Annotated in this window: 30 protein-coding genes and 1 other RNA gene; 23 read left to right on the forward strand and 8 right to left on the reverse strand. The window is 36.2% G+C overall.

The annotated features are described in order from the left end of the window. Window positions 1-17: 17 nt before the first annotated feature. Both ACFOUV_RS03985 and recU read right to left on the reverse strand, forming a co-directional pair. Window positions 18-2855, reverse strand: a complete 2838-nt coding sequence (locus tag ACFOUV_RS03985; RefSeq protein ID WP_379495461.1) for a transglycosylase domain-containing protein — start codon at window positions 2853-2855, stop codon at window positions 18-20. 18 nt (window positions 2856-2873) lie between these two features. Further along, complete coding sequence (gene recU / locus ACFOUV_RS03990) at window positions 2874-3467, reverse strand: Holliday junction resolvase RecU (RefSeq protein WP_379495462.1); 594 nt, start codon at window positions 3465-3467, stop codon at window positions 2874-2876. 118 nt (window positions 3468-3585) lie between these two features. Between recU and ACFOUV_RS03995 the strand changes: the two genes are divergently transcribed. Next, on the forward strand, window positions 3586-4551 hold the full coding sequence (locus tag ACFOUV_RS03995; protein ID WP_379495463.1) for a DUF2515 family protein: 966 nt from the start codon (window positions 3586-3588) through the stop codon (window positions 4549-4551). 29 nt (window positions 4552-4580) lie between these two features. Here ACFOUV_RS03995 and ACFOUV_RS04000 read toward each other — a convergent pair whose 3' ends face one another. Beyond that, window positions 4581-4691: a spore protein gene (locus ACFOUV_RS04000; protein ID WP_379495464.1), complete on the reverse strand. Its 111-nt coding sequence runs from the start codon at window positions 4689-4691 to the stop codon at window positions 4581-4583. Between the two features lie 158 nt (window positions 4692-4849). Between ACFOUV_RS04000 and ACFOUV_RS04005 the strand changes: the two genes are divergently transcribed. From ACFOUV_RS04005 to ACFOUV_RS04045, 9 genes are all read left to right on the forward strand, one after another. Continuing rightward, entirely contained in the window at window positions 4850-5059 is a 210-nt protein-coding gene (locus tag ACFOUV_RS04005) for a hypothetical protein (protein WP_379495465.1), read from the forward strand. 75 nt (window positions 5060-5134) lie between these two features. Then, window positions 5135-5488, forward strand: coding sequence for a DUF1798 family protein (locus tag ACFOUV_RS04010; RefSeq protein WP_379495466.1), 354 nt, complete (start codon window positions 5135-5137; stop codon window positions 5486-5488). Between the two features lie 77 nt (window positions 5489-5565). Beyond that, window positions 5566-5967 (forward strand): cytidine deaminase, encoded by a 402-nt coding sequence (locus ACFOUV_RS04015; RefSeq protein ID WP_379495467.1) that lies wholly within the window; start codon window positions 5566-5568, stop codon window positions 5965-5967. Between the two features lie 231 nt (window positions 5968-6198). Next, window positions 6199-6507 carry a cell division regulator GpsB gene (gpsB, locus tag ACFOUV_RS04020; protein WP_379495468.1) on the forward strand — a complete coding sequence of 103 codons (309 nt, stop codon included), beginning with the start codon at window positions 6199-6201 and terminating at the stop codon, window positions 6505-6507. 77 nt (window positions 6508-6584) lie between these two features. Continuing rightward, an RNA gene (gene rnpB / locus ACFOUV_RS04025) (RNase P RNA component class B) lies at window positions 6585-6954 on the forward strand. A gap of 210 nt (window positions 6955-7164) precedes the next feature. After that, window positions 7165-8301 carry a THUMP domain-containing class I SAM-dependent RNA methyltransferase gene (locus ACFOUV_RS04030; RefSeq protein WP_379495469.1) on the forward strand — a complete coding sequence of 379 codons (1137 nt, stop codon included), beginning with the start codon at window positions 7165-7167 and terminating at the stop codon, window positions 8299-8301. Window positions 8302-8303: 2 nt separating this feature from the next. Next, window positions 8304-9803, forward strand: a complete 1500-nt coding sequence (locus ACFOUV_RS04035; RefSeq protein WP_379495470.1) for a carboxypeptidase M32 — start codon at window positions 8304-8306, stop codon at window positions 9801-9803. Window positions 9804-9859: 56 nt separating this feature from the next. Beyond that, window positions 9860-10948 carry a type III polyketide synthase gene (locus ACFOUV_RS04040; protein ID WP_379495471.1) on the forward strand — a complete coding sequence of 363 codons (1089 nt, stop codon included), beginning with the start codon at window positions 9860-9862 and terminating at the stop codon, window positions 10946-10948. Then, the gene (locus tag ACFOUV_RS04045; protein ID WP_379495472.1) at window positions 10948-11487 is read left to right on the forward strand and encodes an isoprenylcysteine carboxyl methyltransferase family protein; all 540 of its coding nucleotides are present in this window, start codon (window positions 10948-10950) and stop codon (window positions 11485-11487) included. The genes ACFOUV_RS04040 and ACFOUV_RS04045 overlap by 1 nt, the downstream gene beginning before the upstream one ends. Window positions 11488-11507: 20 nt before the next feature. On the opposite strand, the gene ACFOUV_RS04050 is transcribed toward ACFOUV_RS04045, so the two are convergent. The 4 genes from ACFOUV_RS04050 to ACFOUV_RS04065 all read right to left on the reverse strand — a co-directional run bounded on the left by ACFOUV_RS04050 (window position 11508) and on the right by ACFOUV_RS04065 (window position 14453). Beyond that, entirely contained in the window at window positions 11508-13118 is a 1611-nt protein-coding gene (locus ACFOUV_RS04050) for a b(o/a)3-type cytochrome-c oxidase subunit 1 (RefSeq protein WP_379495754.1), read from the reverse strand. An 80-nt stretch (window positions 13119-13198) separates the two neighbouring features. Continuing rightward, window positions 13199-13702, reverse strand: a complete 504-nt coding sequence (locus tag ACFOUV_RS04055) for a cytochrome B5 (protein ID WP_379495473.1) — start codon at window positions 13700-13702, stop codon at window positions 13199-13201. Between the two features lie 29 nt (window positions 13703-13731). Then, window positions 13732-13869, reverse strand: coding sequence for a cytochrome c oxidase subunit 2A (locus ACFOUV_RS04060; protein WP_379495474.1), 138 nt, complete (start codon window positions 13867-13869; stop codon window positions 13732-13734). A gap of 383 nt (window positions 13870-14252) precedes the next feature. Further along, window positions 14253-14453, reverse strand: coding sequence for a cold-shock protein (locus ACFOUV_RS04065; RefSeq protein ID WP_087971491.1), 201 nt, complete (start codon window positions 14451-14453; stop codon window positions 14253-14255). A 301-nt stretch (window positions 14454-14754) separates the two neighbouring features. Between ACFOUV_RS04065 and ACFOUV_RS04070 the strand changes: the two genes are divergently transcribed. The 11 genes from ACFOUV_RS04070 (at window position 14755) to ACFOUV_RS04120 (ending at window position 21502) form a co-directional block, all read left to right on the forward strand. Then, entirely contained in the window at window positions 14755-15345 is a 591-nt protein-coding gene (locus tag ACFOUV_RS04070) for an HD domain-containing protein (RefSeq protein WP_379495475.1), read from the forward strand. Between the two features lie 93 nt (window positions 15346-15438). Further along, the gene (locus ACFOUV_RS04075) at window positions 15439-16395 is read left to right on the forward strand and encodes a thymidylate synthase (protein WP_379495476.1); all 957 of its coding nucleotides are present in this window, start codon (window positions 15439-15441) and stop codon (window positions 16393-16395) included. Window positions 16396-16425: 30 nt separating this feature from the next. Next, window positions 16426-16914 (forward strand): dihydrofolate reductase, encoded by a 489-nt coding sequence (locus tag ACFOUV_RS04080; RefSeq protein ID WP_379495477.1) that lies wholly within the window; start codon window positions 16426-16428, stop codon window positions 16912-16914. 131 nt (window positions 16915-17045) lie between these two features. After that, window positions 17046-17264 (forward strand): twin-arginine translocase TatA/TatE family subunit, encoded by a 219-nt coding sequence (gene tatA / locus ACFOUV_RS04085; protein ID WP_379495478.1) that lies wholly within the window; start codon window positions 17046-17048, stop codon window positions 17262-17264. Between the two features lie 19 nt (window positions 17265-17283). Next, window positions 17284-17457 (forward strand): twin-arginine translocase TatA/TatE family subunit, encoded by a 174-nt coding sequence (locus tag ACFOUV_RS04090; RefSeq protein WP_379495479.1) that lies wholly within the window; start codon window positions 17284-17286, stop codon window positions 17455-17457. A 90-nt stretch (window positions 17458-17547) separates the two neighbouring features. Next, window positions 17548-18309: a twin-arginine translocase subunit TatC gene (tatC, locus tag ACFOUV_RS04095; protein ID WP_379495480.1), complete on the forward strand. Its 762-nt coding sequence runs from the start codon at window positions 17548-17550 to the stop codon at window positions 18307-18309. 15 nt (window positions 18310-18324) lie between these two features. After that, window positions 18325-18540, forward strand: a complete 216-nt coding sequence (locus ACFOUV_RS04100; protein WP_379495481.1) for a YozE family protein — start codon at window positions 18325-18327, stop codon at window positions 18538-18540. A 377-nt stretch (window positions 18541-18917) separates the two neighbouring features. Next, complete coding sequence (gene vrrA / locus ACFOUV_RS04105; RefSeq protein WP_379495482.1) at window positions 18918-19331, forward strand: VrrA/YqfQ family protein; 414 nt, start codon at window positions 18918-18920, stop codon at window positions 19329-19331. Between the two features lie 173 nt (window positions 19332-19504). Next, window positions 19505-20464 (forward strand): peptide-methionine (R)-S-oxide reductase MsrB, encoded by a 960-nt coding sequence (gene msrB, locus ACFOUV_RS04110; RefSeq protein WP_379495483.1) that lies wholly within the window; start codon window positions 19505-19507, stop codon window positions 20462-20464. 54 nt (window positions 20465-20518) lie between these two features. Next, the gene (locus ACFOUV_RS04115) at window positions 20519-20731 is read left to right on the forward strand and encodes a DUF6501 family protein (RefSeq protein ID WP_379495484.1); all 213 of its coding nucleotides are present in this window, start codon (window positions 20519-20521) and stop codon (window positions 20729-20731) included. Window positions 20732-20941: 210 nt separating this feature from the next. Continuing rightward, the gene (locus ACFOUV_RS04120) at window positions 20942-21502 is read left to right on the forward strand and encodes a histidine phosphatase family protein (RefSeq protein ID WP_379495485.1); all 561 of its coding nucleotides are present in this window, start codon (window positions 20942-20944) and stop codon (window positions 21500-21502) included. Here the strand turns inward: ACFOUV_RS04120 and ACFOUV_RS04125 are convergent, their stop codons facing one another. Next, window positions 21503-22693: a M14 family metallopeptidase gene (locus tag ACFOUV_RS04125; protein ID WP_379495486.1), complete on the reverse strand. Its 1191-nt coding sequence runs from the start codon at window positions 22691-22693 to the stop codon at window positions 21503-21505. A 140-nt stretch (window positions 22694-22833) separates the two neighbouring features. On the opposite strand from ACFOUV_RS04125, the gene ACFOUV_RS04130 reads away from it, so the two are divergent. Then, on the forward strand, window positions 22834-23073 hold the full coding sequence (locus ACFOUV_RS04130) for a 4Fe-4S dicluster domain-containing protein (RefSeq protein WP_379495487.1): 240 nt from the start codon (window positions 22834-22836) through the stop codon (window positions 23071-23073). A 153-nt stretch (window positions 23074-23226) separates the two neighbouring features. Continuing rightward, window positions 23227-24756, forward strand: coding sequence for an FAD-dependent oxidoreductase (locus tag ACFOUV_RS04135; RefSeq protein ID WP_379495488.1), 1530 nt, complete (start codon window positions 23227-23229; stop codon window positions 24754-24756). Window positions 24757-24845: the final 89 nt, after the last annotated feature.

Consider the following 24845-nt stretch of genomic DNA (forward strand, 5'->3'; position numbering starts at 1 on the left):
TTGTTATTCACCTACACCTACTCGTTTTCAGTTTCATCCGGTTCTTCTGGTTCTGGTTCTGGTTCTGGTTCTGGTTCTGGCTCCGGTTCTGGTTCTGGTTCTTGGTCCGGTTCTTCAGTTTCATCTGCATCTTGTTGATCTTCACCGTTTCCGTTTCCATTATTGCCGTTATTACCGTTATTACCGTTATTACCATTCCCATTGTTTCCATTACCGTTATTTTCATTATTCCCACTATCTTCTTCTTCATCAGGTGGGACATCTACACTAGTACTTTGTGTCTGACCTCTTTGTCCTTCGTTATCCCCATCTCGACCAATCGGAGTAACCTCAATGGTGTAGGTTTCCCCAGGTGCAGCACCACTAATTTCAATCCCTTGTGACTGTACATTCTGAGTTTGGCCATTGACTGATACTTCAAAAGAAGCAGACGGACCTTCATAGCTCCACGAAACATCAATTAAAGAATCGTCAGCAATATACTGTGCAGTCAAGTCACTTACTGGAGGAATCGTTTCTTCCTCTTCATCACCAGGCACTGTTACTGATGTTGTAGCAGGCTCACTGGTCATCGTTCCACTCGTTACGACTACCTGTATCTCATAAGCTGCTCCTGGTTCTACTTCTGATATATCCATCTGAGTTTCTTCTGTAGATGAGAGGCTTTGTATTTGCCCGCCATCAACGCTGGCACTAACTTCAAACGATACATTTTCGTCCGTATCATAATCCCATTCAATTTGAACCGAATTGGCCTCTTCGTCGTATGACGCATTTAATCCTGAGACAGGATCGAGTTCATCAAACTTTTCAGATCTTTTCGTTGGTTCTGTTCCTTTTACAAATAGCTCTGTAACAATTTGTGAAGATGGTGTGTATTCACTTGGCAGTGCAGGTGGATTCGAGCCTTTTTCCACTTGTACTTCCACAACAGAACTTGGTTTTTTGAAATCTGCTGTATCTTTTCCTTCAGAAATGGTTTCCATTGTGTTCTTGAATAATGCCTTCGAAATATTCGTATCTTCAAGAGGAACACGCTTTGGTTTACCTTCTTCATCCACAATATAACCACCTGTCCAAGCGGCTATCGTATAGTTAGTAGAATATCCGCCAAACCAAGCATCCGGACTTCCTTCTATATTCTCCAAATTGGTTGTACCTGTTTTACCGGCAATTGGTATACCTGGGACATTGGCACCCGTACCAGTACCTTCTGTAACAACCGTTTTTAGCATGTCTGTTACCATATATGCTGTGTAATCAGACATAACTGCTTCGGATTTTGGTGTTAAATCAACAACTTCACCATCAGGGAATTCCACTTTTGTAACAGCATATGGCTCATTATAGATCCCCTCATTACCGAATGCGCGAAAGGCTCCAGACAATTGAAGTGGTGTAACATTGGTTCCTGCTCCACCGATGACATCCGTAAGCGCCATTTGATCATTGGCAAAGTTTATTCCAAGGTTTTCCGCAAACTCTTGGGCTTTTCCGATACCAACTTCCTCCATTAACTTAACAGTCGGCACATTAAGTGATTGACTTAAGGCATGTCTTGCGCTCATCCACCCTCCATTTGTACGATTCCAGTTACGAATCGAGTGGTCTGTTCCCGGAATCGGAATTGGTGCATCATCATTAATTTGGTGATACGTGGAAACTTGATTATATTCGATGGCAGGTCCATAAGACATAATTGGTTTTGCTGTTGAACCTAACTGTGAACCACCTTCAATGGCATAGTTAAAGCCATAATCACCTTCATTATTGCGACTGCCGCCTATTGCTTGAATTGCTCCCGTTTTTGTATCCAAAACGGTCATGGCAGCTTGGGTATTATCCGGATATTTAATTGGGTTTTCTTCACTGTCTGTAAGTAAGAATTCCACATGTTCCTGTACATTTGGATCCAATGTGGTGTAAATCTTTAATCCATCTGTATTGATATCCGTTCCATCCATTTTTTCGCTTACTTCTTTTTCAACTTGTTGAATGAATGCCTCATATGCTGATGAGTCCGGCCGTGATTCAACAAGAAGGGAAGGGATGTCTACTTCTCTTGCTTCATCAGCCTCAGCTTGTGTAATTTTGTCATGTCTTACCATTAATGTTAATACGGTATTCATTCTATCTTTCGTTAAGTCAGGATTTTGAAATGGATTATATGCCGTAGGTCGCTGTGGCAAACCTGCAAGAATAGCGGCCTCTGGCAATGTTAAATCATTTAAATCCTCTTTCCCAAAATAGTTCTCTGCAGCCTTGGCAACGCCTGATGAATTACTTCCGTAAAAGATACCATTTAAGTACATTTCCAGGATCTCTTCTTTGGAATATTCTCTTTCCAACTGTAATGCAAGCCACATTTCTTGAACCTTTAAACTAATTTTTTTATCCGGGGTAAGAAAAGCTCTTTCAACAACTTGCTGGGTTATGGTACTCGCTCCCTGCGACCCAAATCCGTCGGTAATATTTGCGAGTACAGCACCGCCTATTCGACGTACATCAATACCGGGATGTTCAAAAAACCTTGCATCCTCTGTAGCAATTACGGCATCTATTAAAACCTGTGGCATATCTTCATAGGTAATCTTCTCACGTTGTGCCTCTTCGCTTAGGTTCGCGAATTCTTCACCATTTTTATCGTACAAAGTGGAGGAGAAGGGAACGGAAAGCTGTGATTCATCAAGTTCTGGTGCTGTCGCTATCCAATACGCACTCGTAACGATTGCTCCGATTCCTAATGCGACTATCATAATAAGAGTTGTTAATAAAATTTTCTTCCAAATCGGTTTGTTCTTTTTGGTTTTTTTCTGTTTTCGTCTAGCTGATCGACTCTGGCTGTTTTCTGCCATCGTTGTATACCTCCGTCTCTAAAAATAAAGCTTATCTATGATTGATAAATAATCGACTCTTGTCTGATATTGAAAGGGAATAAGAAAACTGTTCTGTTTTACCTGCTCATAAGAAATGGACTTTTTTCCACCCTTCAATTTGTCGTTCCAAAATGAAAAAAGTTTCTCTGTTTCCATGAAATATGTTTCATCATAGGCAGCAAAACGAATGATTAAAAAACTGACTCCGCCATGCCCAATAATAGATTCCATATGACTGATCTGATGATCATGAATATTAGCTAGAGGAAATAGCGTCTTATTCTTTGTTTCTTTAGCTTCAAAATCAATATATTTACCACGATACAAGCCATTGTAATCCGTTGTTGAAGCTTGTTTGAAATATGCTTCTGTAATTACTGCAGCACTACGTTTTGGATAGTTCACGTTTACGATTTGTACCGGGGTTGGCTTTTTATGAATTACAGCTTTATTTGTATCCAAATAAAATTGATTCGTTATATTTATGTCATCCTCTAAAGTCATTCCCCGATTACTGAAACTCTTAGATTCCTTTTCTGACGGTGTCTTCCTGACTGGCAAAGTTTTTCTTTGTCCATTTGGATAGTTCAAAAGATTTTCCCTCCCAGCATAATACAGTATGATATCAGAAAAAAAGGTAAATGATAACTTTTAACTGTACTGCATGCGTATGTTCTATTATTCCAAAAAGAAAGAACGTGTCAGATCAATGATTACTAATAACCACCAACATCTCTTACATTATATAACAAATCTGACCACAACACATAATACTGACAATATCGCGAGAACAAAAGCTTATCAAGAGTTTTATTTGAAATACCCTGAGATTAAATGGGCATTGATTGCCAGTATCGTGTCTAGAAATGCAGGCTGGAACATGACTGATTTATGTTTACCCCCATTCCAGGGGATATTAAGCAAAAAAGAAAGAGACCGTTTATTCATGACTTATGAGAGGGCTAATTGGTTAATTTTTTCAGATGCCTATCCTCAGCTGCTGATTTATCGTTTTTCTAAAGACTTCAATCAACCGTTGTTCCATTTGCTTTCTAAATTCAATGTTTCCACCTTTATGATTAATGAATGGTATTACTTCTGGAAATCACGTGACTTGAATAGATTAGTAAATTCTTTAATTATCAATGAACAAAATCTCATACAATTACCTGTTATTGACCAACCTTTCTTTAAAACGCATGTATTCAAAGCCATTCCCTATAAATTGCAAAACATATTATTTATGAACGCTGTTTTGATACCGAATCTTATAGGGAATATTTACGGATTATATGTACATGGTTTCACAAACGTGGACAACAGAATAGAAGTGGGAAAAAAATTAGCTGCACTAATTGATATACCCTCCATTCGCTATGAATTGCTTGACTTTATAAATTCTGTTGAACCGACCGGCTCTCGTCATGAATATGAACAATTTTTAAATCTAAATCTAAGAAGAAGTTCGAAGTTAAGAGATGTCTATCCAGTTGTTACCCATCAAGATATAATTCGAAATGATTGGTACAAAAGGGGGGGTATGAAAACAAAATGGCTTAAAAAATCCAACCTATCTTCTAAGTTGGAAATAGGGAAATCCTTTTATGTTAAAAGAAAGTTATTATTTGCTTATTATCATATTAAAAAAATTTGCAAAAAGGATTTGTACCAGTAATCAGTACAAATCCTTTTACTTCGGGAAATTTATGTGGATGGACGGTTTGGACCATTAAGTTTTTTATCACCAGTTCTTAAGGATTTTGCTTTACGGTCTGTTGTGCTGCTTTGTTGTCTTTCTTTTTTTGACTGTTTCAATCGAAACACCTCCTTTTTTTTAGTTTGCCTAATTTCGGACAAAAGATAAGTAATTACACTAGTTTTGTACAATTACTTCTAGTTTTGTCGAATGGGAAGGAGAGTCTTAAGAATCCGGCGAATTATTTATATAACAAATAAATAATAGGGGTGATAACATGTCAGCAATCCTGGACAAAATGGAAATGGAAAAGAACGGTATTAGCATCGATGAGGCAAAATTGAGCATACAGGAAATGACGGATCAACTACTCCTTATCGACCAGAAGTTAAAAATAAACGTCGATAGGGAAGTATGGTTACATTTTCAAAATGAAATTCATCAAATCGATCACACTAAAAATACTATTGATAAAATGACACGCTAATCAGATGCCTTTTGATTATAATAATGATAAAGTAGTATATATCGATTTACTACTATACAAAGGCGGATAACATATATGGAACTAAGCAGTCAAACAGAATTATTAAAAAGACATCTAATTCGATTAAAAGCCATTTTCGAGAAAAATGAACCCCCTGAAAGCACAAAAGATAAGAATTTCTTTCTAAAAGTAAAAGATGAAACGATGCCTGTTTATGAACTTTTGGAAAAATGGGAAGAAACAGCACTGAAAGTCGTTAAGGAAAGAAAGGCTAACGTACATCCACAACAAATAACCTCTACAAAGGAAAATATGGAATTAGTCTTAATGCACAGTTATTATGTGGATGCACGAAGAAAGCGCTATATGGAATTGCACAATTCTATCCTGTATGTATTTGATTTGCTTTTAGAAGACATTAGACCTTAAGTACTGATACAGAGCTTTACAATAATTCTTATTTCTCTTATAATTACCTGCACAAACTTAAAAGGGTGAAATGAACGATGAAAACAGATCATTTAATTGAAGAAGCAATTAAAATTATGAATAATGCATATGCTCCATACTCAAAGTTTCAAGTCGGAGCTGCATTACTGACTAAGTCAGGTAAGGTTTATACAGGGTGCAATATTGAAAATGCTGCATATCCTGTTTCTTGCTGTGCAGAACGTGTTGCTATATTTAAAGCAATATCTGAAGGGGAAACAGAATTTCAGGAGCTTGCAGTTGCGGCAGATACTTCAAGACCCGTACCTCCGTGTGGTTCTTGTCGTCAAGTAATGAGTGAGTTCTTCCCTAAGACAATGAATATACATTTGACCAACCTTACTAAAGAAACGAAATCTTTAACAATGGAAGAACTGCTTCCGTTTTCATTTGATACGGAAGATTTATTAGGCAGCTGAATGAATCAGAAAGGATTCTATTACAAAAGACTTATTTCTTCTTGTTAGGCGTAAAAACTTTCCTTTATTATTAAGAATCTTTAATATTAACAAGGAGACTGATATTCAGTTTCCTTTTTTATGATATAATAAAGCGTAATTGGTACTAAAAATTAATCTTAAATAATAAACTAAAAATTGACCATGAGTAAAATTTAAAAATAGTATAAGTGAAAATGATGAGGTGAAGAGATGAGTTTAAACCGCGTTCAATTAAGTGGAAAAGATATTTTAGAGAAAGATTTTAAAACAGCTATGAGAGGTTACAATCAGGAAGAGGTTGATGAATTTCTGGATGCTGTCATACAGGATTATGACATATTTAAGCAGGAAATAGAAAGACTACAGGCAGAAAATGAAAAACTGAAAAAAAACCCTGTAGAACAACCAAGAACAAGAGCCCCACAACCAAATACACAGGTCAACTATGATGTGTTAAAACGTCTGTCCAATTTGGAAAAAGCTGTTTTCGGTAAGAAATTCGCTGATTCAGCAGAATAGATACACTTGTTCTGCCAATTTTTAACATCGATTGATAACACGTTAAAATTATGATATGATTATAAAACATTACTTAAATGCTCAAGTAATCGCTGCATATATTTGCAGAGGAAAGTCCATGCTCGCACAAACTGAGATGTTTGTAGTGTTCGTGCTTGATGAATTCATAAGTCAAGGTAGCTTATAAGCTAACGGCAGAAGAATTCCTAAGTCTCTTTGATAAGGAACGATTCTTGAAAGTGCCACAGTGACGTAGCTGAATGGAAACATTTCAGGTGGAACGGGTAAACCCCACGAGTGAGCAACCCAAATAATGGTAGGGGCATCCTTTAGTAGGGAATTCAACCGAAAAAGGGACAAGTTATTACTTGTAGATAGATGATTACAGCCGGAGTACGAGGCCGACCACCGTTTGCAGTACAAAGGCACAGAACATGGCTTATCGAGCATTTAATGGTCTTTAATATGAAACTAAAAACCTTTTCTTTGTCAATATTGACAAAGAAAAGGTTTTTTTTATTTGCTTATGTATATCATTTTAATGAATACTACAGATCTATTAGGATCAATCCACACCGTTTGTCGGCACTTCCGCTTTTGTTTGCGCAATTTAATATGGTAAACTAAAACTAATTTTAATTCGAAGGGAATAATTCAATGCGGAAAGTAACATTAATCGCAACTGCTGCTATGGGTTTGGAATCAGTAGTTGCACAGGAAGTTAAATCATTAGGGTATGAAGTAACAGTAGACAATGGAAAGGTTATTTTTGAAGCACCAGTATCAGCAATCCCCAGATGTAATCTTTGGCTTCGAACGGCAGATCGAATTAAAGTCGTTGTAGGTCAGTTTAAGGCTTTAACATTTGATGAGCTTTTTGAAGCGACAAAAGCATTACCATGGGAAGAATACATTTCTGAAGATGGACAATTCCCTGTCTCCGGAAAATCTATAAAATCCAAGCTGTTCAGTGTTTCGGATTGTCAGGCAATCGTGAAGAAAGCAATTGCAGAAAGATTAAAGCTAAAATATGGCCTTGCCACTAAGATGCCTGAAACAGGAGCACTATACAAAACAGAAGTTGCTTTGCTTAAAGATGTCGTGACTATGACGCTGGATACGTCCGGTGCTGGACTTCATAAACGGGGATACCGTGTTGGACAAGGGGAGGCTCCATTAAAAGAAACATTAGCTGCCGCTCTTGTAATGCTTACAAACTGGAAGCCGGAATACCCATTTGTGGACCCATTCTGTGGGTCAGGAACATTAGCCATTGAAGCAGCATTAATCGGTCAAAATATTGCGCCAGGCTTCAATCGTGAATTTGCATCAGAGGATTGGACATTTATTAAACGAAAGTTATGGGACGATGCATTTCAGGAAGCAGAAGACAATGCAAATTATGATCAGAAACTGGATATAACTGGTTCAGACATCGACCATAAAATGATAGAAATAGCTACTGATAATGCAACGGAAGCCGGGCTTGGCGATCTTATTTCGTGGAAACAAATGCAAGTAAGTGATTTATTTATCCGCCGGGACAACGGTTATTTGGTAAGTAATCCTCCTTATGGTCAGCGTATAGGTGATAAAGATGCAGTAGCAAAATTGTACAGTGAACTGGGAAGTGTGATGAATGACCATCCTTCATGGAGTGTTTATATCATTACAGCCTTTGATGCTTTTGAGAAACACTATGGCCAACAGGCAACAAAAAAGCGCAAATTATTTAATGGTTTTATAGAAACGAATTACTATCAGTATTTCGGGAAAAAAATTAGGGAGGGATAAACTTGGAAAACACATATCTTAACGAGAAAGATTTTAAACTTTTACTAAATGAACTTAATGCTTATCGTGAAACACTTACATTAGCGCAATGGGATATGCGTACAAAAATTCCGAGAAAAGCTGTTGCACAGAGAACAGAGGTAGTTGGATTTCTTGCAGACAAACAGCATCAATTGGAAACCTCAGAAAAAATGAAGTTCTTTATTGATGTATTAAAAGATAAAACAGAAGATCCTATCATCCAGAAAATTGTTGAAGAATGCGAAGAGAATTACGAGAGAAACCGTAAAATACCAAATAATGAATACAAAGATTATGTCATGCTTCAGTCCAAATCCGAGGCAATTTGGCAAGAAGCAAGAGAGAAAGACGATTTTTCCTTGTTTCAGCCCTATCTCGAGGAGCTCGTAGATTATAATAAAAGGTTTGCTGACTATTGGGGTTATGAAGATAATGTATACGATGCATTATTACATACTTATGAACCAGGTATGACTACCAAGACACTTGACAATGTATTCCCTAAGTTAAGGGATTCATTAAGTAAACTTGTCGACCGAATTCAAAGAAGTACAGACAAACCAGATGCAACTATATTAAAAGGCCACTTTCCTAAAGAAAATCAAAAATCTTTTACCATCGAGATATTAAGGCAGATGGGATACGATTTTGAATCTGGTCGACTTGATGATACTATTCATCCTTTTGCTATCAGTTTGAATTTAAATGATGTACGTATAACAACACGATACGATGAAGAAGACTTCCGCATGGCTGTATTCGGTACCATTCATGAAGGCGGACATGCATTATATGAACAAAATATCAGTAAAAAACTTGCTAATACACCGCTTGCAACTGGAACATCAATGGGTATACATGAATCACAATCCTTATTTTGGGAAAACTTTGTAGGGAGGAGCAAAGATTTTTGGGCTAATCATTTTGAACTGTTTAAGTCATATGCTCCAAAGCACTTACAAACTATAGACAGGAATGACTTTTATCGTGCTATAAATGAGGTCAAACCTTCACTAATCCGGATTGAAGCGGACGAATTAACTTATTCGCTTCATATTATGATTCGATATGAATTGGAGAAGGCATTAATTAATGGAGAAATAAAAGTAAAAGATCTGCCTCGTTTATGGAATGAAAAAATGGTCGATTATTTAGGGATTGAACCACCAACAGACCGAGAAGGCGTCTTACAGGATATCCATTGGGCAGGAGGAGATTTTGGTTATTTTCCTTCTTATGCATTAGGATATATGTATGCTGCACAGTTTAATCATTTTCTATCTAGAGAAATGAATGTGGGAGAGTTGATAGCTGAGGGTAACTTCACAAAGATAGGTCAATGGATGACCGATAATATCCATCAATACGGAAAAACGAAAAAACCGTTGGAGATTATTAAAAATGTTACAAATGAACCACTCAATCAAAAATATCTTATTGATTATCTAACAACTAAATATACAGATATATATAATTTATAATAGGTGTTGAAATTCACAAGCCAGGGGGAAAATAATTTTACATAAAGGTGATTACATTGACCAATATCTGTTCCATTGGATTAGGTATTCCAGAATTCGCTATTGAACAGCAACAAATAAAACAAATCGTTCAAAAAATCTTTTCCTATTCGGATAAACAAATTAATCGATTATTACCTGTCTTTGATAATGCGGCAGTAAATAATCGCCAGTTTGTTGTTGACCAATCCTGGTTTCTGAAAGAACATACATTTAAAGAAAAAAATGATCTCTACCAGGAAGCTGCCAAGAGGTATTCATTGGCTGCTATTGATGACTGCCTGAAAAATTCGGATTTCTTGAATAGTGAAATGCCTTATGAAGCAATTGATATGATCATATTCGTATCAAGTACAGGTATTGCAACTCCATCGATGGATGTTCATCTAATGAACGCCAGGCCATTTAGACAGGATATGAATAGAATGCCTTTATGGGGGTTAGGGTGTGCAGGTGGCGCAATTGGAGTATCGCGGGCACATGATTGGTTAACAGCCCACCCCGACAAGACAGTACTTATTGTATGTTGTGAGCTTTGTAGTCTGACATTCCAGAAAGGGGACAGCAAGAAAAGTAATATGGTGGGAACAGCTCTTTTTGGAGATGGTGTCAGTGCGGCATTAGCAGTGGGAAGTGAATCACCTTATCTTTCCCTAAGAAAAAAATGTACCCCACAAGTAATGACAACAAGTTCCTATTTAAAGCGTGATAGTGAGGGTGTGATGGGATGGGAAATTAACGATTCCGGTTTTGAAGTTGTCTTTAAAAAAAGTATCCCAGCATTGGTGAATTCCTTTTGGCGAGAACATGTGATGAAATTCTTGCAAGACACAGCTCTGATGGAGGAAGATATTCATTCCTTTATATCACATCCAGGTGGCAGAAAAGTAATGGAGGCCATGGAAGAAGTTATTCAATGTTCAAAGGATAAATTGAGATACTCTTATCAAGTTTTGGCTGACCATGGAAATATGTCTTCTGCAACGGTATTCTATGTTTTGCGCGAATGGATAAAACGAAATATTGCTCCAGATGAGAAAAGTATTTTATCTGCTTTGGGTCCAGGATTCAGTTCTGAATTATTATTACTGGAGTGGAGTAGCTGATGTCGGTCTATTTGTGGGTATTGTTAATAATTATTGTATTGCAGCGACTTTTCGAAATGGTGATAGCCAAGAGCAATGAAAAATGGATGAAAGATAGAGGTGCTATTGAAAAGGAAGCAGATCATTACAAATGGTTTATAATCTTACATGTACTCTTTTTTATTTCTATTTTGATGGAGAGCTATTTAAAAGATACTGCAAACGGGTCATTAAATTTTACTTTGCTTGTGATTTTCATTTTAACGCAACTTGTAAGAATTTGGTGTATATCTTCGCTTGGAAGGTTTTGGAATACGAAAATAATTATTCTTCCTGGTGCACATTTGGTAAGCAAGGGGCCTTATAAATATGTGAAACACCCTAACTATGTCATCGTAGGAATTGAACTATTTGTTATCCCTCTTCTTTTTGAAGCAATAATTACAGCAGTCCTATTTCCACTGTTTCATATTTTATTACTTAGTGTACGAATTCCAGCAGAAGAACGAGCATTAACTGAAGTCCTTTTAAATACAAAAAGGGAAGAGACAGGTAAATAACCTGATTCTTCCCTTTTTTATTAGGAATTTCCTATTGGCCAATCAAATGGCGGTGACCCTGGTGGTGAGTTTTGTATAATATCTACAAACGGAATCGTGTATGCAAATAAAATCAATGCAATTGTAATTGCTATCCACAATTTCCAGTTCTCCAGCCACATAGGTGTCGCTGGTGCATCTTCTTCTTCCTCTGCGATAGGGAATTCCTCTTCGCCCTTAGGAGAGAAAAATGTTAGCTTAATGAAAATATAAACCATTAAGACGATGCCGACGAATAAGATGGTGCCACCAATTGCCTGTGCCATTTGATATGCACCCCATTCAGCAGCTTGTTCCGTACCACCATAATCAGAGTAGGAAGATCGTCTTGGTGCTCCGAGTAGCCCTTGAATATGCATTGCGCCTGACATAATTGTCATACCAATTGTCCAAATAAACGTTTGAATTATTCCCAAGCGATTAATTTCTTTTGTGAGCGTTCTACCTGTTAAATGCGGTATAAGCCAATAGGTAATACCGAAGAAGGTTAAAATTACTGTTGTAGCTACGGTTAAATGAAAATGCCCTGTTACCCAAATAGTATTATGAACAACCGCGTTCATTTGATGGGATGCATTAATAATTCCGCCAGCTCCACCAGGTATAAATGCTAACATACCGATAAACGGAGCAAGGAAACGAACATCCTTCCATGGTAAATGTTTCAACCAGCCAAATAAACCTCCATATCCTTTTCGGCGTCCGGTTATTTCAAAAGTAGCAAACATCGAGAATGCGGTCATCAAACTAGGTATAACAACCATAAATGTAAGAACAACTTGGATAAATTTCCAGGTAGGATCAATTCCTGGTTCTGTCAGTTGATGGTGGAAACCAACCGGAATGGAGAAGAATAGAAACAAAACAAATGATAATCTTGCCAGCGAATCACTGAATATTTTTCCACCAATAATCTTTGGAATGATTGCATACCATGCCATATAAGCAGGTAACAACCAGAAATATACCAACGGATGGCCAAAATACCAGAATAATGTTCTGCTTACCAATACATTAATCGTCTCCGCATAACCAAGAGACCATGGAATAAATTGTACAAGTACCGCGATTGCAACTCCTAAAGATGCGATAAACCACATTAACATATTGATCGTTACCATGAAAGCCAATAAAGGTGACTTTTCGCCAGGATGTGCTTTTTTCCAAACATATAATTGGCGCCAATTAACAAAACCAGCAACCCAGCTACCAACAATTACAAGAGTCAAACCAATATAAAATAATGGATGAGCTTTTAAAGGCGCATAGAACGTATAGAGAACACTTGCCTTACCTACGAGAATGGTCGCTGCAGTAATCGTAGTTCCAACAGTCATGATCCAAAAAGCAAGCCAGGATACTTTACGCTGTTTATCTGAAATGCCAACCGTTTTCCCCATTAAAGCATATTGAAAACCAAGAATAAAAAACGTTGTTAGAACGAGAGCAAGAACAACACCATGTAAAGTTAAGATTTGATAATAGCCAATTCCCCAAGGTAATGTAAAACTTCCCGATCTAACTAATACTTGAAGAAGTCCCATTAATCCGCCAATAAACAATGAAATAAATGCGACATAAATAAATGACATATACAGATTGGCTTCTTTTTTACTAATTGAAAGTGGTAATCTGGAATTCTCTTGAAATACATCTAATTTTGGAATAGCCATTATTCATACACCTCCACAGTTGCAAACATCATGTGATGTCCAACACCACAATATTCATTACATAATAGTGTAAACTCTCCAGCCTGATTCATTTCCGTTTCTATACTGCTTATAAATCCAGGTTCTACCATCATATTTACATTGGTTCCGGCTATATTGAAGCCATGTACCACGTCAGGTGTTACTACTTGGAAAAGGACAGTAGCACCTTTTGGTATTTTAATATTTTTAACTGGTTTTCCTTCGTCATCAACACCAAGGTCATAATTAAATGCAGTTGCGACAATGTTGACAATATACTTATCATCATCTACTTTGGTAAGTCCAAGATTTTCAGTCTGAAAGGCTTCATTTGCTTCAATATTTCCTGGGTCAATTATGACACCATGGCTTTGTGGGTGAGTTCCGAGATAAAATGCTCCAAACCCAAGAATAGTTAAAAATAAGATTAATGCAGAAATCCCAGATATCAGCCATATTCTTTCATACTTGTGTAAATGCATGGATTGTCACTCCTTTAAAATTTCTTTTATTATCTTGAAATAAATAATGCAAAAATGGCAAACCAACTAACAACAATTATAAAACCCAAAATTCCGACTGAAATAAATGTTCCTTTTAAATTCGTTTCATCGTCTGATCCTGCATGCTTTTTCCCATTGCCATCCATTCGTACCACCCTTTCTTAAAAGAATCGGATACCTTCTGTTTTTATCATACACAAAGTACGAATAGAATTTAGTAAATTTGCAAACGTTTCACATTTTGTTCAATTATGTGCATGCAAGCTCCTATCAGTGTTTTACTAACTTTTTAGTATAAAAAGTATGTGAACAATTTGTGAACAATTTAGGTATTTTATTGACAAATCGTTATTAATTATTTCAACAAGGCAGAGAGCGATTGATTCATTAGAAAACTTGGTTGTCACCAAGCTTTTGGGTGACAGCCTTAGTTGCACTTATGCAGTAAAGGAAGTAGTTTATACTTTCTTTACTGCCAAAAAAAGCGGAAATCCATCTGGATTTCCGCTTCTGCTTATATATGTTATCCTTATCTTTTTACAACATTTGCAGCTTGTGGACCACGTTCTCCATCCACAACTTCAAAAGAAACTTCTTGGCCTTCTTCCAATGACTTGAAACCTTCTTCCTGGATAGCGGAATAATGTACAAATACATCATTTCCTTCGTCCATTTGAATAAATCCGTAACCTTTTTCTGCATTAAACCATTTTACTACTCCATTTTCCATGTAATTCTTCCTCCTAAATAATTCCACGTAAAAGGCGTGTTAATACAAAGTTAGCACAGAATATATTAAAAAGGGCGGCGTCTATTAGAAGTGTAGGATCACTATTGCATCCACTTCTATAGAAGCCGCCCATGTCATTAATGATTCCGTACATCTTCTTTGCTTAGTATTAATATTATATTATTCAAAATGTACAGTCAAGAAAAGGAACTTGTTTTGAATAAATAATTACACTATTTAAACTGAAAAAAAATGGAATGGAGGTTATACTGTTTAGAGAAACAAAAGAGGGAGAAATTCTATGAAGAAGGATAAACAGTTGGCAGCGATTAGGGATTATGCATTTCAACTTTTCAATGCCGATGTTACTGGACATGACTTTTTTCATATGGAGCGTGTAGTAAATTTAGTAGAGCAGATTGCAAGGGAAGAAAATGCTGACCGTTTTATTTGTGAAGCAGCTGCTTGGCTACATGATGTAGGGGATAAAAAACTATTTAAGAATCCAGCGCAAGCAACAGAAAATATGCATTTATTTTTAGATTCCATTTCCATGGAAGAAGCCCACATTACCGTTATTGATACAATCATTAATAGCATCTCTTATAGTAAAGGAAGAATTCCGGAAACACTGGAAGGAAAAGTAGTTCAGGATGCTGATCGATTGGATGCAATTGGTGCAATTGGAATTGCCAGGACGTTTGCATATGGTGGGGCCAATCATCAAATGATTCATCAACCCGGGGTCACCTTCACATCCATCCAGCATTTCTACGATAAGTTATTAAAATTGAAAGATCTGATGCATACCGAGACAGCGAAGAATATTGCAGCGGAGCGACATCAATTTATGGAAAAATTTTTAGAACAATTTAATAAAGAATGGAATTAACGCAATACTGGATTAAGACGTAAGAAAACTTTATAATAAACACATTCCTATTTGAACTCACAGAGCGTACATAAATAAGTTAGGAGAGATACGATGCTAAAAAGTGAACAAGCTTATCTGGATTTATGCCAGCATATCTTAAATAATGGCTTTAAAAAGGGAGATCGCACAAATACCGGAACACACTCTGTCTTTGGACATCAAATACGCTTTGATCTATCAGAAGGCTTCCCGTTACTGACCACAAAGAAGGTTCCTTTTCGACTAGTTGCCAGCGAACTTCTATGGTTTATAAAGGGAGATACAAATATTCGTTATTTACTCGAGAACAATAATAATATTTGGAATGAATGGGCTTTTGAAAAATGGATAAAGAGTGAAAGATATACCGGACCTGACATGAAGGATTTTGGAATCAGAAGTCAGCGGGATCCAGAATTTAACGAAATATATCAGGAACAGATGCAAAAATTTAAAGAAAACATATTGCAGGATAACACCTTTGCTGAGGAATTTGGGGATCTTGGATCTGTTTATGGAAAACAATGGCGAAACTGGAAAACCTCACAAAACGATACGATAGATCAGCTAAAAGAAGTGATTGAATCCATTCAAACGAACCCTGACTCACGCAGACATATTGTTTCTGCATGGAATCCGGAAGATGTTCCAAACATGGCTCTTCCTCCATGTCACACATTATTTCAATTCTATGTAGCGGATGGAAAATTATCCTGTCAACTCTACCAGCGTAGTGCTGATGTCTTTCTTGGAGTACCTTTCAATATTGCAAGTTACGCATTGTTAACCCATCTCGTTGCACATGAATGCAATTTGGAAGTTGGGGAATTTGTGCATACGTTCGGGGATGCGCATATTTATTCTAATCATATCGAACAAGTAGGAACACAGTTAAAAAGGGATATACGACCATTACCAAAGTTAAACATCAATAAGAAAAAATCATCTATATTTGATTTTGAACTTACTGATTTTGAAATAGTTGATTATCATCCTCATCCAAGTATTAAAGCACCAATCGCAGTATAACTATTTAAGTACCGATAGGAGGGGAAAACAATGATTTCATTATTGGTTGCGATGGATAAGAATCATGTTATAGGATTAAATAATGGCATGCCGTGGCATTTACCAAAAGATTTACGCTTTTTTAAAGAAAAGACTACAGGAAATACAATAATCATGGGAAGAAAAACATACAACTCTATGGGTGGAGCACTACCTAATCGTGAAAATGTTGTGTTGACTAGAAGCAAATTGGAGATTCCAGAGAATGTTAAAGTCATTGACCAACTTCAAATCATTACAGAGTGGAATACAAACCATCCCGAAAAGGAATATTTTATTATCGGTGGAGGAAATATATTTAATCAAGTGATAGATATAGCCGATCGAATGTATATTACTTGGATTGATGAGTCGTTTGATGGAGACACGTATTTTCCGACTTTTTCCAAAGATGAGTGGCATTTAACTTCGAAAGTAAAAGGGGAGAGGAACGATACAAATCCCTATGACTATTATTTTTTGCAATATGACCGTAAATAGAATTCTTAATATAATAAATTAACTTGTTTAGTAAAAGATAAACATGGTATTATATAGTTGTACGATACGATATAATGCAAAATAAAGTGATACAATAAATTAATTAGACTATTTATGAAGAAGGTGTACGTATGTTGGCAAATATTGGAGTACCAGGATTAATATTAGTCGTATTGCTCGCATTAATTATATTCGGACCGAAAAAACTGCCGGAGATTGGTAAAGCAGCAGGACAAACATTAAGAGAATTTAAAGATTCCACACGTAGCTTGACCGACGATGCAACTGCCGAGATAAACGATGTGAAGACTATCGTTCAAGGTGATAATAAAAAAGAAGAAGCTAAATAACCTTTCGGAGTGATACGGTATGTTCAGCAACATTGGAATTCCTGGATTAATACTTATTCTTATCGTTGCCTTAATTGTATTTGGGCCGTCAAAATTGCCTGAAATTGGCAAAGCCCTTGGAAGTTCACTACGTGAATTTAAAAATGCAACACGAGATATTGTTAGTGATGTGGACGATAAAAATAAAAAGTAATAAAAACGTAAAAATATTTTGATTAAAAATGGAGGTGTAGGGTTATTCCTTACATCTTCTTTTGTGCTATTCACAGGGGAGTGTTCAAGAATGTCAGAAGATCAGCAACAAATTGAAAGTGAAAAGGATATGAATCTGGTTGGTCATTTATCTGAACTAAGAAATCGGCTGATTGTTACTGCTATTTTCTTTGTTTTATTTTTTATTGTAGGTTTTATCTATGTCAAAGATATTTATTGGTTTTTCGTTAATGACATTGATCTGGAATTAACAGCCATTAGCCCAACTGAAATTATATGGATTTATTTTACCATGGCTGGTCTTGTAGCTATTGTAGGCACAATTCCCATTTTAGCTTATCAGATATGGGCTTTTATAAAACCGGGCTTAACTCCACATGAAAGAAAATCATCCTTATCTTACATACCAGCATTGTTTCTATTATTCATTTTAGGGTTAGTTTTTGGCTATGTCGTATTTATATACTTAATTATGCCTTTTCTACTCTCGTTAAATGATGGTATGTTTAACATTATGTTTACAGTAGATCGATATTTCAAATTTCTACTCCGGGTAACATTGCCATTTGCAGTGTTGTTTGAATTACCAATTATCGCTATGTTCCTGACAAGTTTAGGAATCATAACTCCTGATTTCATGATTAAAAATAGAAAATATGCGTACTTTATACTAATTGTTGTTGGTGTTCTAATTACACCGCCAGACTTCGTTTTGCAAATTGTTGTAGCCGTACCTCTCATTATTCTATTTGAAATCAGTATTCAGTTGTCTAAGGTTGTCTACCGAAAAAAATTAAAAAAGCATGAAGAATTTCTGGAAAATGAAGGTTAAAAATGAGGTGTAATAATGCGTTCCTTCTATCTTTTTTTAATGACTTATCGTGGGAAGATAAAGCCTGATGAAGAATCATTACTTGCAGACTGGGCATTTCAGGATCATAATTTTCCAAAGCAAGCTACTAACTATGATGAAATCAGTAATTATTTAGAGTGGAATAGTCCTTTTCCAAATGCATTAAACGTATTTGATGCGATTTGGGAAACTTATCAAACGACTGAGTAATATTAAAACAGCCATGGAGAAATATTCCATGGCTGTTTTTTAAATGATTCAAATTCCCCCAATCGATTGGTCTGTAAGGGAGCTGAATTAATCGATTAATAGAGATAAAATAAATTCAAACAAACGTTTGATCAATTAACTGATAATTATAATATCGTATATTTAATAAATTAAAATGTTATTATTGTATCTAATCTGCATGGTTTACATAAAGCGACATAATTCTCGATAAATTAGGAAGGGAAGATAAGGATTTTGTTGATTCCTGCGGTTGCCCGGGAAATATATCCTCTTATGTATTTTATTTGCCTACACGTAAATCCATTCGAAGCGTAAACTAATGTTAGATGAATTATAAAATGTAGAGGGGGATATGTATGGTATTTTCACCGCGACAACAAAGTCAGCACCCATACCCAATGGAAAGAAATTCGAGGAATATTAGGAATGCCAGAAATGACATGCAACCATCCCGATTGGCCACTAAATCTCTCGGGGCCAAAAGTGTAAGCGGAATTACTAAAACATTGGATAGTGTTCAGCAAGTTTTAAACATCGTGCAGTCAAGCACCCCTTATATTCAGGAATATGGACCAATGATAAAAAATCTTCCGGCTATGTACAGAATGATGAAAGCTTTTAAAGAAATTGAAAGCAGTGATGAGGGTAATCATAGTGAAGCATCATATAAGGAAGAGGAAGAGGAAAATAAATCAGATACTGTAGTAAGTGGAAAAAAACAGAAAAAAACAGTAGCAATAGGGGAGTCTAAACCGAAGCTATTTATATAATTTTCCATGAGTTAAGTCGGTCTACTTGATTTTTACCAGCAAAAAAGGAAAAATAGAGAGTAGAAAATGAACTATTCATTTGGTGAATTGTATTCTCTTCTGTAATATAATGGAAAGAATAAGCATTCTATTGTTCACTGATAATAAAATGAATAGGACTGGAGGAATTTTTCATGTCTCAAAATATTGAAACAGCGACATTTGCCGGAGGATGCTTTTGGTGTATGGTGGAACCTTTTGATCAGCGTCCAGGAATTGAAAGCGTGATTTCTGGTTATACTGGGGGGCATGTTGAAAATCCAACATATGAAGAAGTTTGCTCCAACACAACTGGACATGTGGAAGCAGTAAAAATTACCTTTGATTCAAGCATCATGTCCTATGAGCAATTGTTAAATACGTTCTGGCAGCAAATCGATCCAACTGATCCTGGTGGCCAGTTTAATGATAGGGGAGAATCCTATCAAACTGCAATCTTCTATCATACGGAACAACAAAAACAGATTGCAGAAAACGCAAAACAGGAATTGGGGGCAAGCGGAAAGTTTTCTAAGCCGATTGCAACCCAAATCTTGCCAGCAAAGACTTTCTATCCAGCAGAGGAAAATCATCAGGATTATTATAAGAAACAATCATTTCATTATCGATTGTATAAAAAGGGTTCAGGTAGAGAAGACTTCATTAAAAATACGTGGCAAGGCAAAGTAGATAAGTCCGAATTAAAGAAAAAACTCACTCCAATTCAATATCATGTGACCCAGGAAAATGGAACTGAGAGACCTTTTCAAAACGAATATTGGAATAATGATAAAGAAGGAATCTACGTTGATATTGTTTCTGGTGAAGTTTTATTTTCTTCTAAGGATCAATATGATGCGGGATGTGGGTGGCCAAGCTTCACCAAGCCCGTCGACCCTTATCAGGTTGAAAATCAAACAGACAAGACTCATGGGATGGTTCGTACTGAAATCAGGAGTAATAGTTCAGACTCACATCTAGGACACGTTTTTGAAGATGGACCGACAGAAGCTGGCGGGTTAAGATATTGTATGAATTCTGCTGCAATGCGTTTTATACCCAAAGAAGAGATGGAAGAAAAAGGGTATGAAAACTATTTATATCTATTTAAATAAACGGTATTAACCATAACAATATTATGTAAACTAACTAAAGTGAGGAAATTAATAATGATTCATTTAGACTGGGAAAATAGAGAAACCATGAAACAAATAGAATGTGTACACGCAAACGCCAACAAATTTATAGTTGATCATAAACTGACTCCAGGGAAAAAGTATGATGTAAAAAATGAAACCGACGAATTTTACTTTATTATCGATAACAGCGAACGGATTGCTGGATTTAGGAAAGATTATTTTAAAGAAGTAAATAAAAAATAACAGGATAACTCCTGTTATTTTTTTGTTATAAGAAAGGATAAGATTTTGACAACTTCATTCGTTCACTTAAACAGCACGTACAGCTCCAACTTCCAGTTATTTTTTACATAAATTATTAAATATTTTTAAAATTAAATTATATTGTTTTCTATTTCCATTTAAAGTGCTATAATTTAGCAAACATACCAATTAAAAAGGGATTGATCAAACATGAGAAGAATATATTTTGTCCGACATTGTTCTGCAGATGGTCAACATAAAGATTCTCCTTTAACAAGGGCTGGTATCAGACAAGCAGGAGAACTGGCAAATTTTTTCAATGAGAGAAAAATCCCCGTTGATATAATCCTTTCCAGTCCTTATTTAAGAGCAGTAGAGAGCATTAAACCGTATGCGGAAATGATTGGGAAAACAATTATAAAAGACGAACGTCTAAAAGAACGCATTCTTAGTGAAGATCCTGTTGAAGACTGGGTGGAGGCACTGAATAATTCCTTCTTGGATGATAGCTACAAATTATCTGGCGGAGAGTCCGCACAGGATGTAGTTGCTCGTTCCATTGAAGTACTTCAGCAAATCTATAAAGATGCCTCAATAAAAAATGCCATCGTAGTAAGTCATGGAAATCTTTTGTCACATCTATTCAATCAATTTGACGAAAAGTTTGGTTTCGAACAATCGAAGGAATTAAGAAACCCAGATATTTATTTATTGCAGCTTGATCACAATAGTAAATTCTATAACATAGAATGTGTGTGGAAACCCAGATAACTATAAGTAAAGATTTGCCAGCATAATTCCTAAGCTTTCTTCATAGATTTCATCAAATTGTTCAGTAGGAAGAGGATTTACTCCCGACCCTAGTTCCACCGTAAAGCCCGGTTGTTTAATCTCCTGTATAAACCAATCTTTGTATCCTGCATAACTATCGATATATTGAATCGGGTTATAACCACTGACCCTTTCATACTCGCTAACAATATCTATCGATTGAGGGGGCTCAAGACCTTCAAACCCCCAATAAATCACCTTACCTTGTGTATGAAATGCATTCATTCTTAAAAAATTCCTATCTTCTGCCAGGTTTGCCATTGCAATCGCCTCAGGTTCTGTTAGTGGTGCAGTACCTGGGTAATCTCTTGGTTGTGGAGTCATCGGTTTTCTTTCAGCTTCTACTTCCCATAAAGCTGGATATTGGTTATTCAAATCAACCCCATTTATATTGGCTTTCCATCCAGAAAAATCATCACTCTCCTGATTAATAGCTAAAACAGACTCGCTATATTGCCCTGCAGCAGATAGGCCTTCTATTACAAGATTTACTCCATCTGGATTTACCATTGGGACAACAGACAACTGTGTTGTGTTATAAAGAGGCAAGAGAGGGAGACCTCTCATTGGCAATCGATTCGTGATAGATAAAGCATATTGATTAATAAAACGCATCATAATTGGAGTTGTAATCCATTCATTTGCATGAAAAGAACCGTTTAGATGAACTTCTTTAGAACCTGCACCAATCTGCAACTCTGCAATTTCTTTACCCATTACAGAATATCCTACTGTACGCTTCATCAGAAAAGGATAAATCGATTGGAGTTCGATCATATCTTCCATCATTTTTTCAAATGTATAATTAGTTATATCATTGACTACCATTCTGGTAACTCTTCTCGGCAAAACAATTATTTGGCCAATTTGCAAGCGTGCAGGATCTATACCTTGATTTGTCAGTTCCAAAATGTCTAATGGAATATTATTTACCCGCGCAATGCTCCAAAAAGAATCATTTGCTACTATAGTATAGCTTTCATTCACATAACCAGGTATTTGTATTACCTGACCAATCTGCAATCGGGAGGCGTCCATTCCCGGGTTAGATGTTTCTATAAGAATAAGTGGAACACTAAAAAGCTGACTGTAATACCAAATTGTATCACCTGACCTTACCTTAATTTCCATCCTCTTTCTCCTTTCTGTGACGAATATTACATCATATGATAAATACTAGGAATGATGAATCTTTTATTTTTTGACGATAATGAGTTATAATAATTGAATACTAATATTTATTCATCATTGGCACGAAGGAGGAGAGTAGTTTGGCATTTGTTATTACATCACCATGTAAAACGGAAAAAGCAGGAGAATGTGTTGAGGTTTGTCCTGTTGATTGTATAGAAGAAGGAAAAGATATGTTCTACATTGACCCTGACATTTGTATAGATTGCGGAGCATGTGAAGCAGTTTGTCCTGTTGAGGCTATTTATATGGAAGATGAAGTTCCTGAAAAAGAATCAGAATATGTTTCTTTGAACCGGGTATTTTTTGAAAACAGATAACCAAAGGAAAAAGCCGCTTCCATATAATAGGGAGGCGGCTTTTATTTGAAAATTCATTCATTCATCGACACTGACCATGCACAGTTACATACATAAAGAATCCTGTGAAGGGAATAATAATCCTATCTAAATGGAAGATAGGAGAGAGATCAATTGGTAAACCCCCAATTACCGCAATTTCCCGAGCCGATATGGCGGGATCATTTATCTTTGCCAAGTTTCCCTGCTTTAAATGAATCGATTAAAGCAGATGTAGGAATCGTTGGTGGAGGAATAACCGGGATAACAGCAGCATATGTACTTGCTAAACAGAATTTTAACGTTGTTTTAATTGATGCTGGTCCTGTTTTGAATGGAACTACTGGTCATACGACTGCAAAAATAACTGCACAACATGGCATTATTTATGATGAATTAATTAACCATTTCGGATTGGAAAAAGCTTCTCTTTATTATGAAGCAGCTGAAGAGGCGAAAAAATTTATTGAAGATACAGTAAGGGAAAAGAAAATAAAATGTGATTTCAGCAAAGAGGATGCATACATTTATACAAACGATTATTCATATGTAAACAAACTTGAAAAAGAGAAGGCAGCATATGATAAATTAAAGATTGACAGTAAGTTAACTGACAAAATACCTCTCAATTTTCCTGTTAAGAGTTCCTTAGTCATGCACAATCAGGCTCAATTTCATCCTTTAGAATATTTAAAAGCGCTTCTAACAGACGGACTTAAAGATCAGTTACGTGTCTTTGAAAATACGACAGCTACAGATATCGAACACAATAAACACACGAGTATCATAACAAAAGATGGACATCGAATTACATGCAATTATGTTATAGCAGCATCTCACTTTCCATTCTATGATAGCCAAGGCTTTTACTTTGCTCGAATGTATCCAGAAAGGTCTTATTTATTAGCAGGAAAATCTCCCGAGAAATTTGCAGGGGGAATGTACATTAATGCGGAATCCCCGACACGTTCGATTAGGTCGGCAAAAATAGAGGGAGAAGAAATGCTGTTGATAGGCGGCGAAAATCATAAGACTGGTCAAGGTAAATCAACGATGGACCATTATGAAGCTTTACAAACCTTTGCCCTGGAACATTTTCAGATGGAAAGAATAGCTTACAGATGGTCGGCTCAAGACTTAACAACGTTGGATAAAGTTCCTTACATTGGCCCGATTACCAAAGGTGAACCAACTATACTTACTGCTACTGGGTTTCGGAAGTGGGGAATGACCAGTGGAACGATAGCAGGTAAACTATTGGCAGATCATATCTTAGAAAAAGACAATGCCTATGCAGATTTGTTTACACCATCAAGATTCCAGGCTGATCCCGCTGTTAAGAAGTTTATGGAAATTAATGCAGACGTTGCAAAACATATGATTAAAGGAAAACTTGAATTCACTCAAAATAACGTTGCAGATCTCGCAACGGATGACGCTACTGTTACAAGAATCGATGGCAAACGAGTTGGTGTTTATAAAGATAAAGAAGATTCCATTCATATGGTGGATACGACTTGCACACATATGGGATGTGAAGTAAAGTGGAACTCTGGTGATCGTACATGGGATTGTCCTTGTCATGGATCAAGGTTCGATTATACTGGCGAAGTAATAGAAGGTCCAGCAAAGAAAGCCTTAAGCAAAATTCATAGTAACAAATAAGCAGTTCTACTGCTTATTTGTTTCTTTATTGTAAAATTGATTTATCTATTGGTTTATCTTTTATTAAAAATGTTAAATTATATTATAAT

It is taken from the genome of Oceanobacillus longus (genome assembly GCF_042650085.1).
Taxonomy (GTDB): domain Bacteria; phylum Bacillota; class Bacilli; order Bacillales; family Amphibacillaceae; genus Oceanobacillus; species Oceanobacillus longus.

Bases quoted from the DNA above. Each gene is read 5' to 3' on its own strand.
- ACFOUV_RS04075 (WP_379495476.1), top strand. From the start codon at position 15,439: ATGCTAAAAAGTGAACAAGCTTATCTGGATTTATGCCAGCATATCTTA.
- msrB (WP_379495483.1), top strand. From the start codon at position 19,505: ATGTCTCAAAATATTGAAACAGCGACATTTGCCGGAGGATGCTTTTGG.
- ACFOUV_RS04125 (WP_379495486.1), bottom strand. From the start codon at position 22,693: ATGGAAATTAAGGTAAGGTCAGGTGATACAATTTGGTATTACAGTCAG.
- ACFOUV_RS03985 (WP_379495461.1), bottom strand. From the start codon at position 2,855: ATGGCAGAAAACAGCCAGAGTCGATCAGCTAGACGAAAACAGAAAAAA.
- ACFOUV_RS04070 (WP_379495475.1), top strand. From the start codon at position 14,755: ATGAAGAAGGATAAACAGTTGGCAGCGATTAGGGATTATGCATTTCAA.
- ACFOUV_RS04090 (WP_379495479.1), top strand. From the start codon at position 17,284: ATGTTCAGCAACATTGGAATTCCTGGATTAATACTTATTCTTATCGTT.
- ACFOUV_RS04050 (WP_379495754.1), bottom strand. From the start codon at position 13,118: ATGTCATTTATTTATGTCGCATTTATTTCATTGTTTATTGGCGGATTA.
- ACFOUV_RS04065 (WP_087971491.1), bottom strand. From the start codon at position 14,453: ATGGAAAATGGAGTAGTAAAATGGTTTAATGCAGAAAAAGGTTACGGA.
- ACFOUV_RS04045 (WP_379495472.1), top strand. From the start codon at position 10,948: ATGTCGGTCTATTTGTGGGTATTGTTAATAATTATTGTATTGCAGCGA.
- ACFOUV_RS04030 (WP_379495469.1), top strand. From the start codon at position 7,165: ATGCGGAAAGTAACATTAATCGCAACTGCTGCTATGGGTTTGGAATCA.
- ACFOUV_RS04055 (WP_379495473.1), bottom strand. From the start codon at position 13,702: ATGCATTTACACAAGTATGAAAGAATATGGCTGATATCTGGGATTTCT.
- tatC (WP_379495480.1), top strand. From the start codon at position 17,548: ATGTCAGAAGATCAGCAACAAATTGAAAGTGAAAAGGATATGAATCTG.
- ACFOUV_RS04080 (WP_379495477.1), top strand. From the start codon at position 16,426: ATGATTTCATTATTGGTTGCGATGGATAAGAATCATGTTATAGGATTA.
- ACFOUV_RS03995 (WP_379495463.1), top strand. From the start codon at position 3,586: ATGATTACTAATAACCACCAACATCTCTTACATTATATAACAAATCTG.
- ACFOUV_RS04060 (WP_379495474.1), bottom strand. From the start codon at position 13,869: ATGGATGGCAATGGGAAAAAGCATGCAGGATCAGACGATGAAACGAAT.
- tatA (WP_379495478.1), top strand. From the start codon at position 17,046: ATGTTGGCAAATATTGGAGTACCAGGATTAATATTAGTCGTATTGCTC.
- ACFOUV_RS04010 (WP_379495466.1), top strand. From the start codon at position 5,135: ATGGAACTAAGCAGTCAAACAGAATTATTAAAAAGACATCTAATTCGA.
- ACFOUV_RS04015 (WP_379495467.1), top strand. From the start codon at position 5,566: ATGAAAACAGATCATTTAATTGAAGAAGCAATTAAAATTATGAATAAT.
- ACFOUV_RS04120 (WP_379495485.1), top strand. From the start codon at position 20,942: ATGAGAAGAATATATTTTGTCCGACATTGTTCTGCAGATGGTCAACAT.
- vrrA (WP_379495482.1), top strand. From the start codon at position 18,918: ATGGTATTTTCACCGCGACAACAAAGTCAGCACCCATACCCAATGGAA.
- ACFOUV_RS04115 (WP_379495484.1), top strand. From the start codon at position 20,519: ATGATTCATTTAGACTGGGAAAATAGAGAAACCATGAAACAAATAGAA.
- ACFOUV_RS04100 (WP_379495481.1), top strand. From the start codon at position 18,325: ATGCGTTCCTTCTATCTTTTTTTAATGACTTATCGTGGGAAGATAAAG.
- gpsB (WP_379495468.1), top strand. From the start codon at position 6,199: ATGAGTTTAAACCGCGTTCAATTAAGTGGAAAAGATATTTTAGAGAAA.
- ACFOUV_RS04005 (WP_379495465.1), top strand. From the start codon at position 4,850: ATGTCAGCAATCCTGGACAAAATGGAAATGGAAAAGAACGGTATTAGC.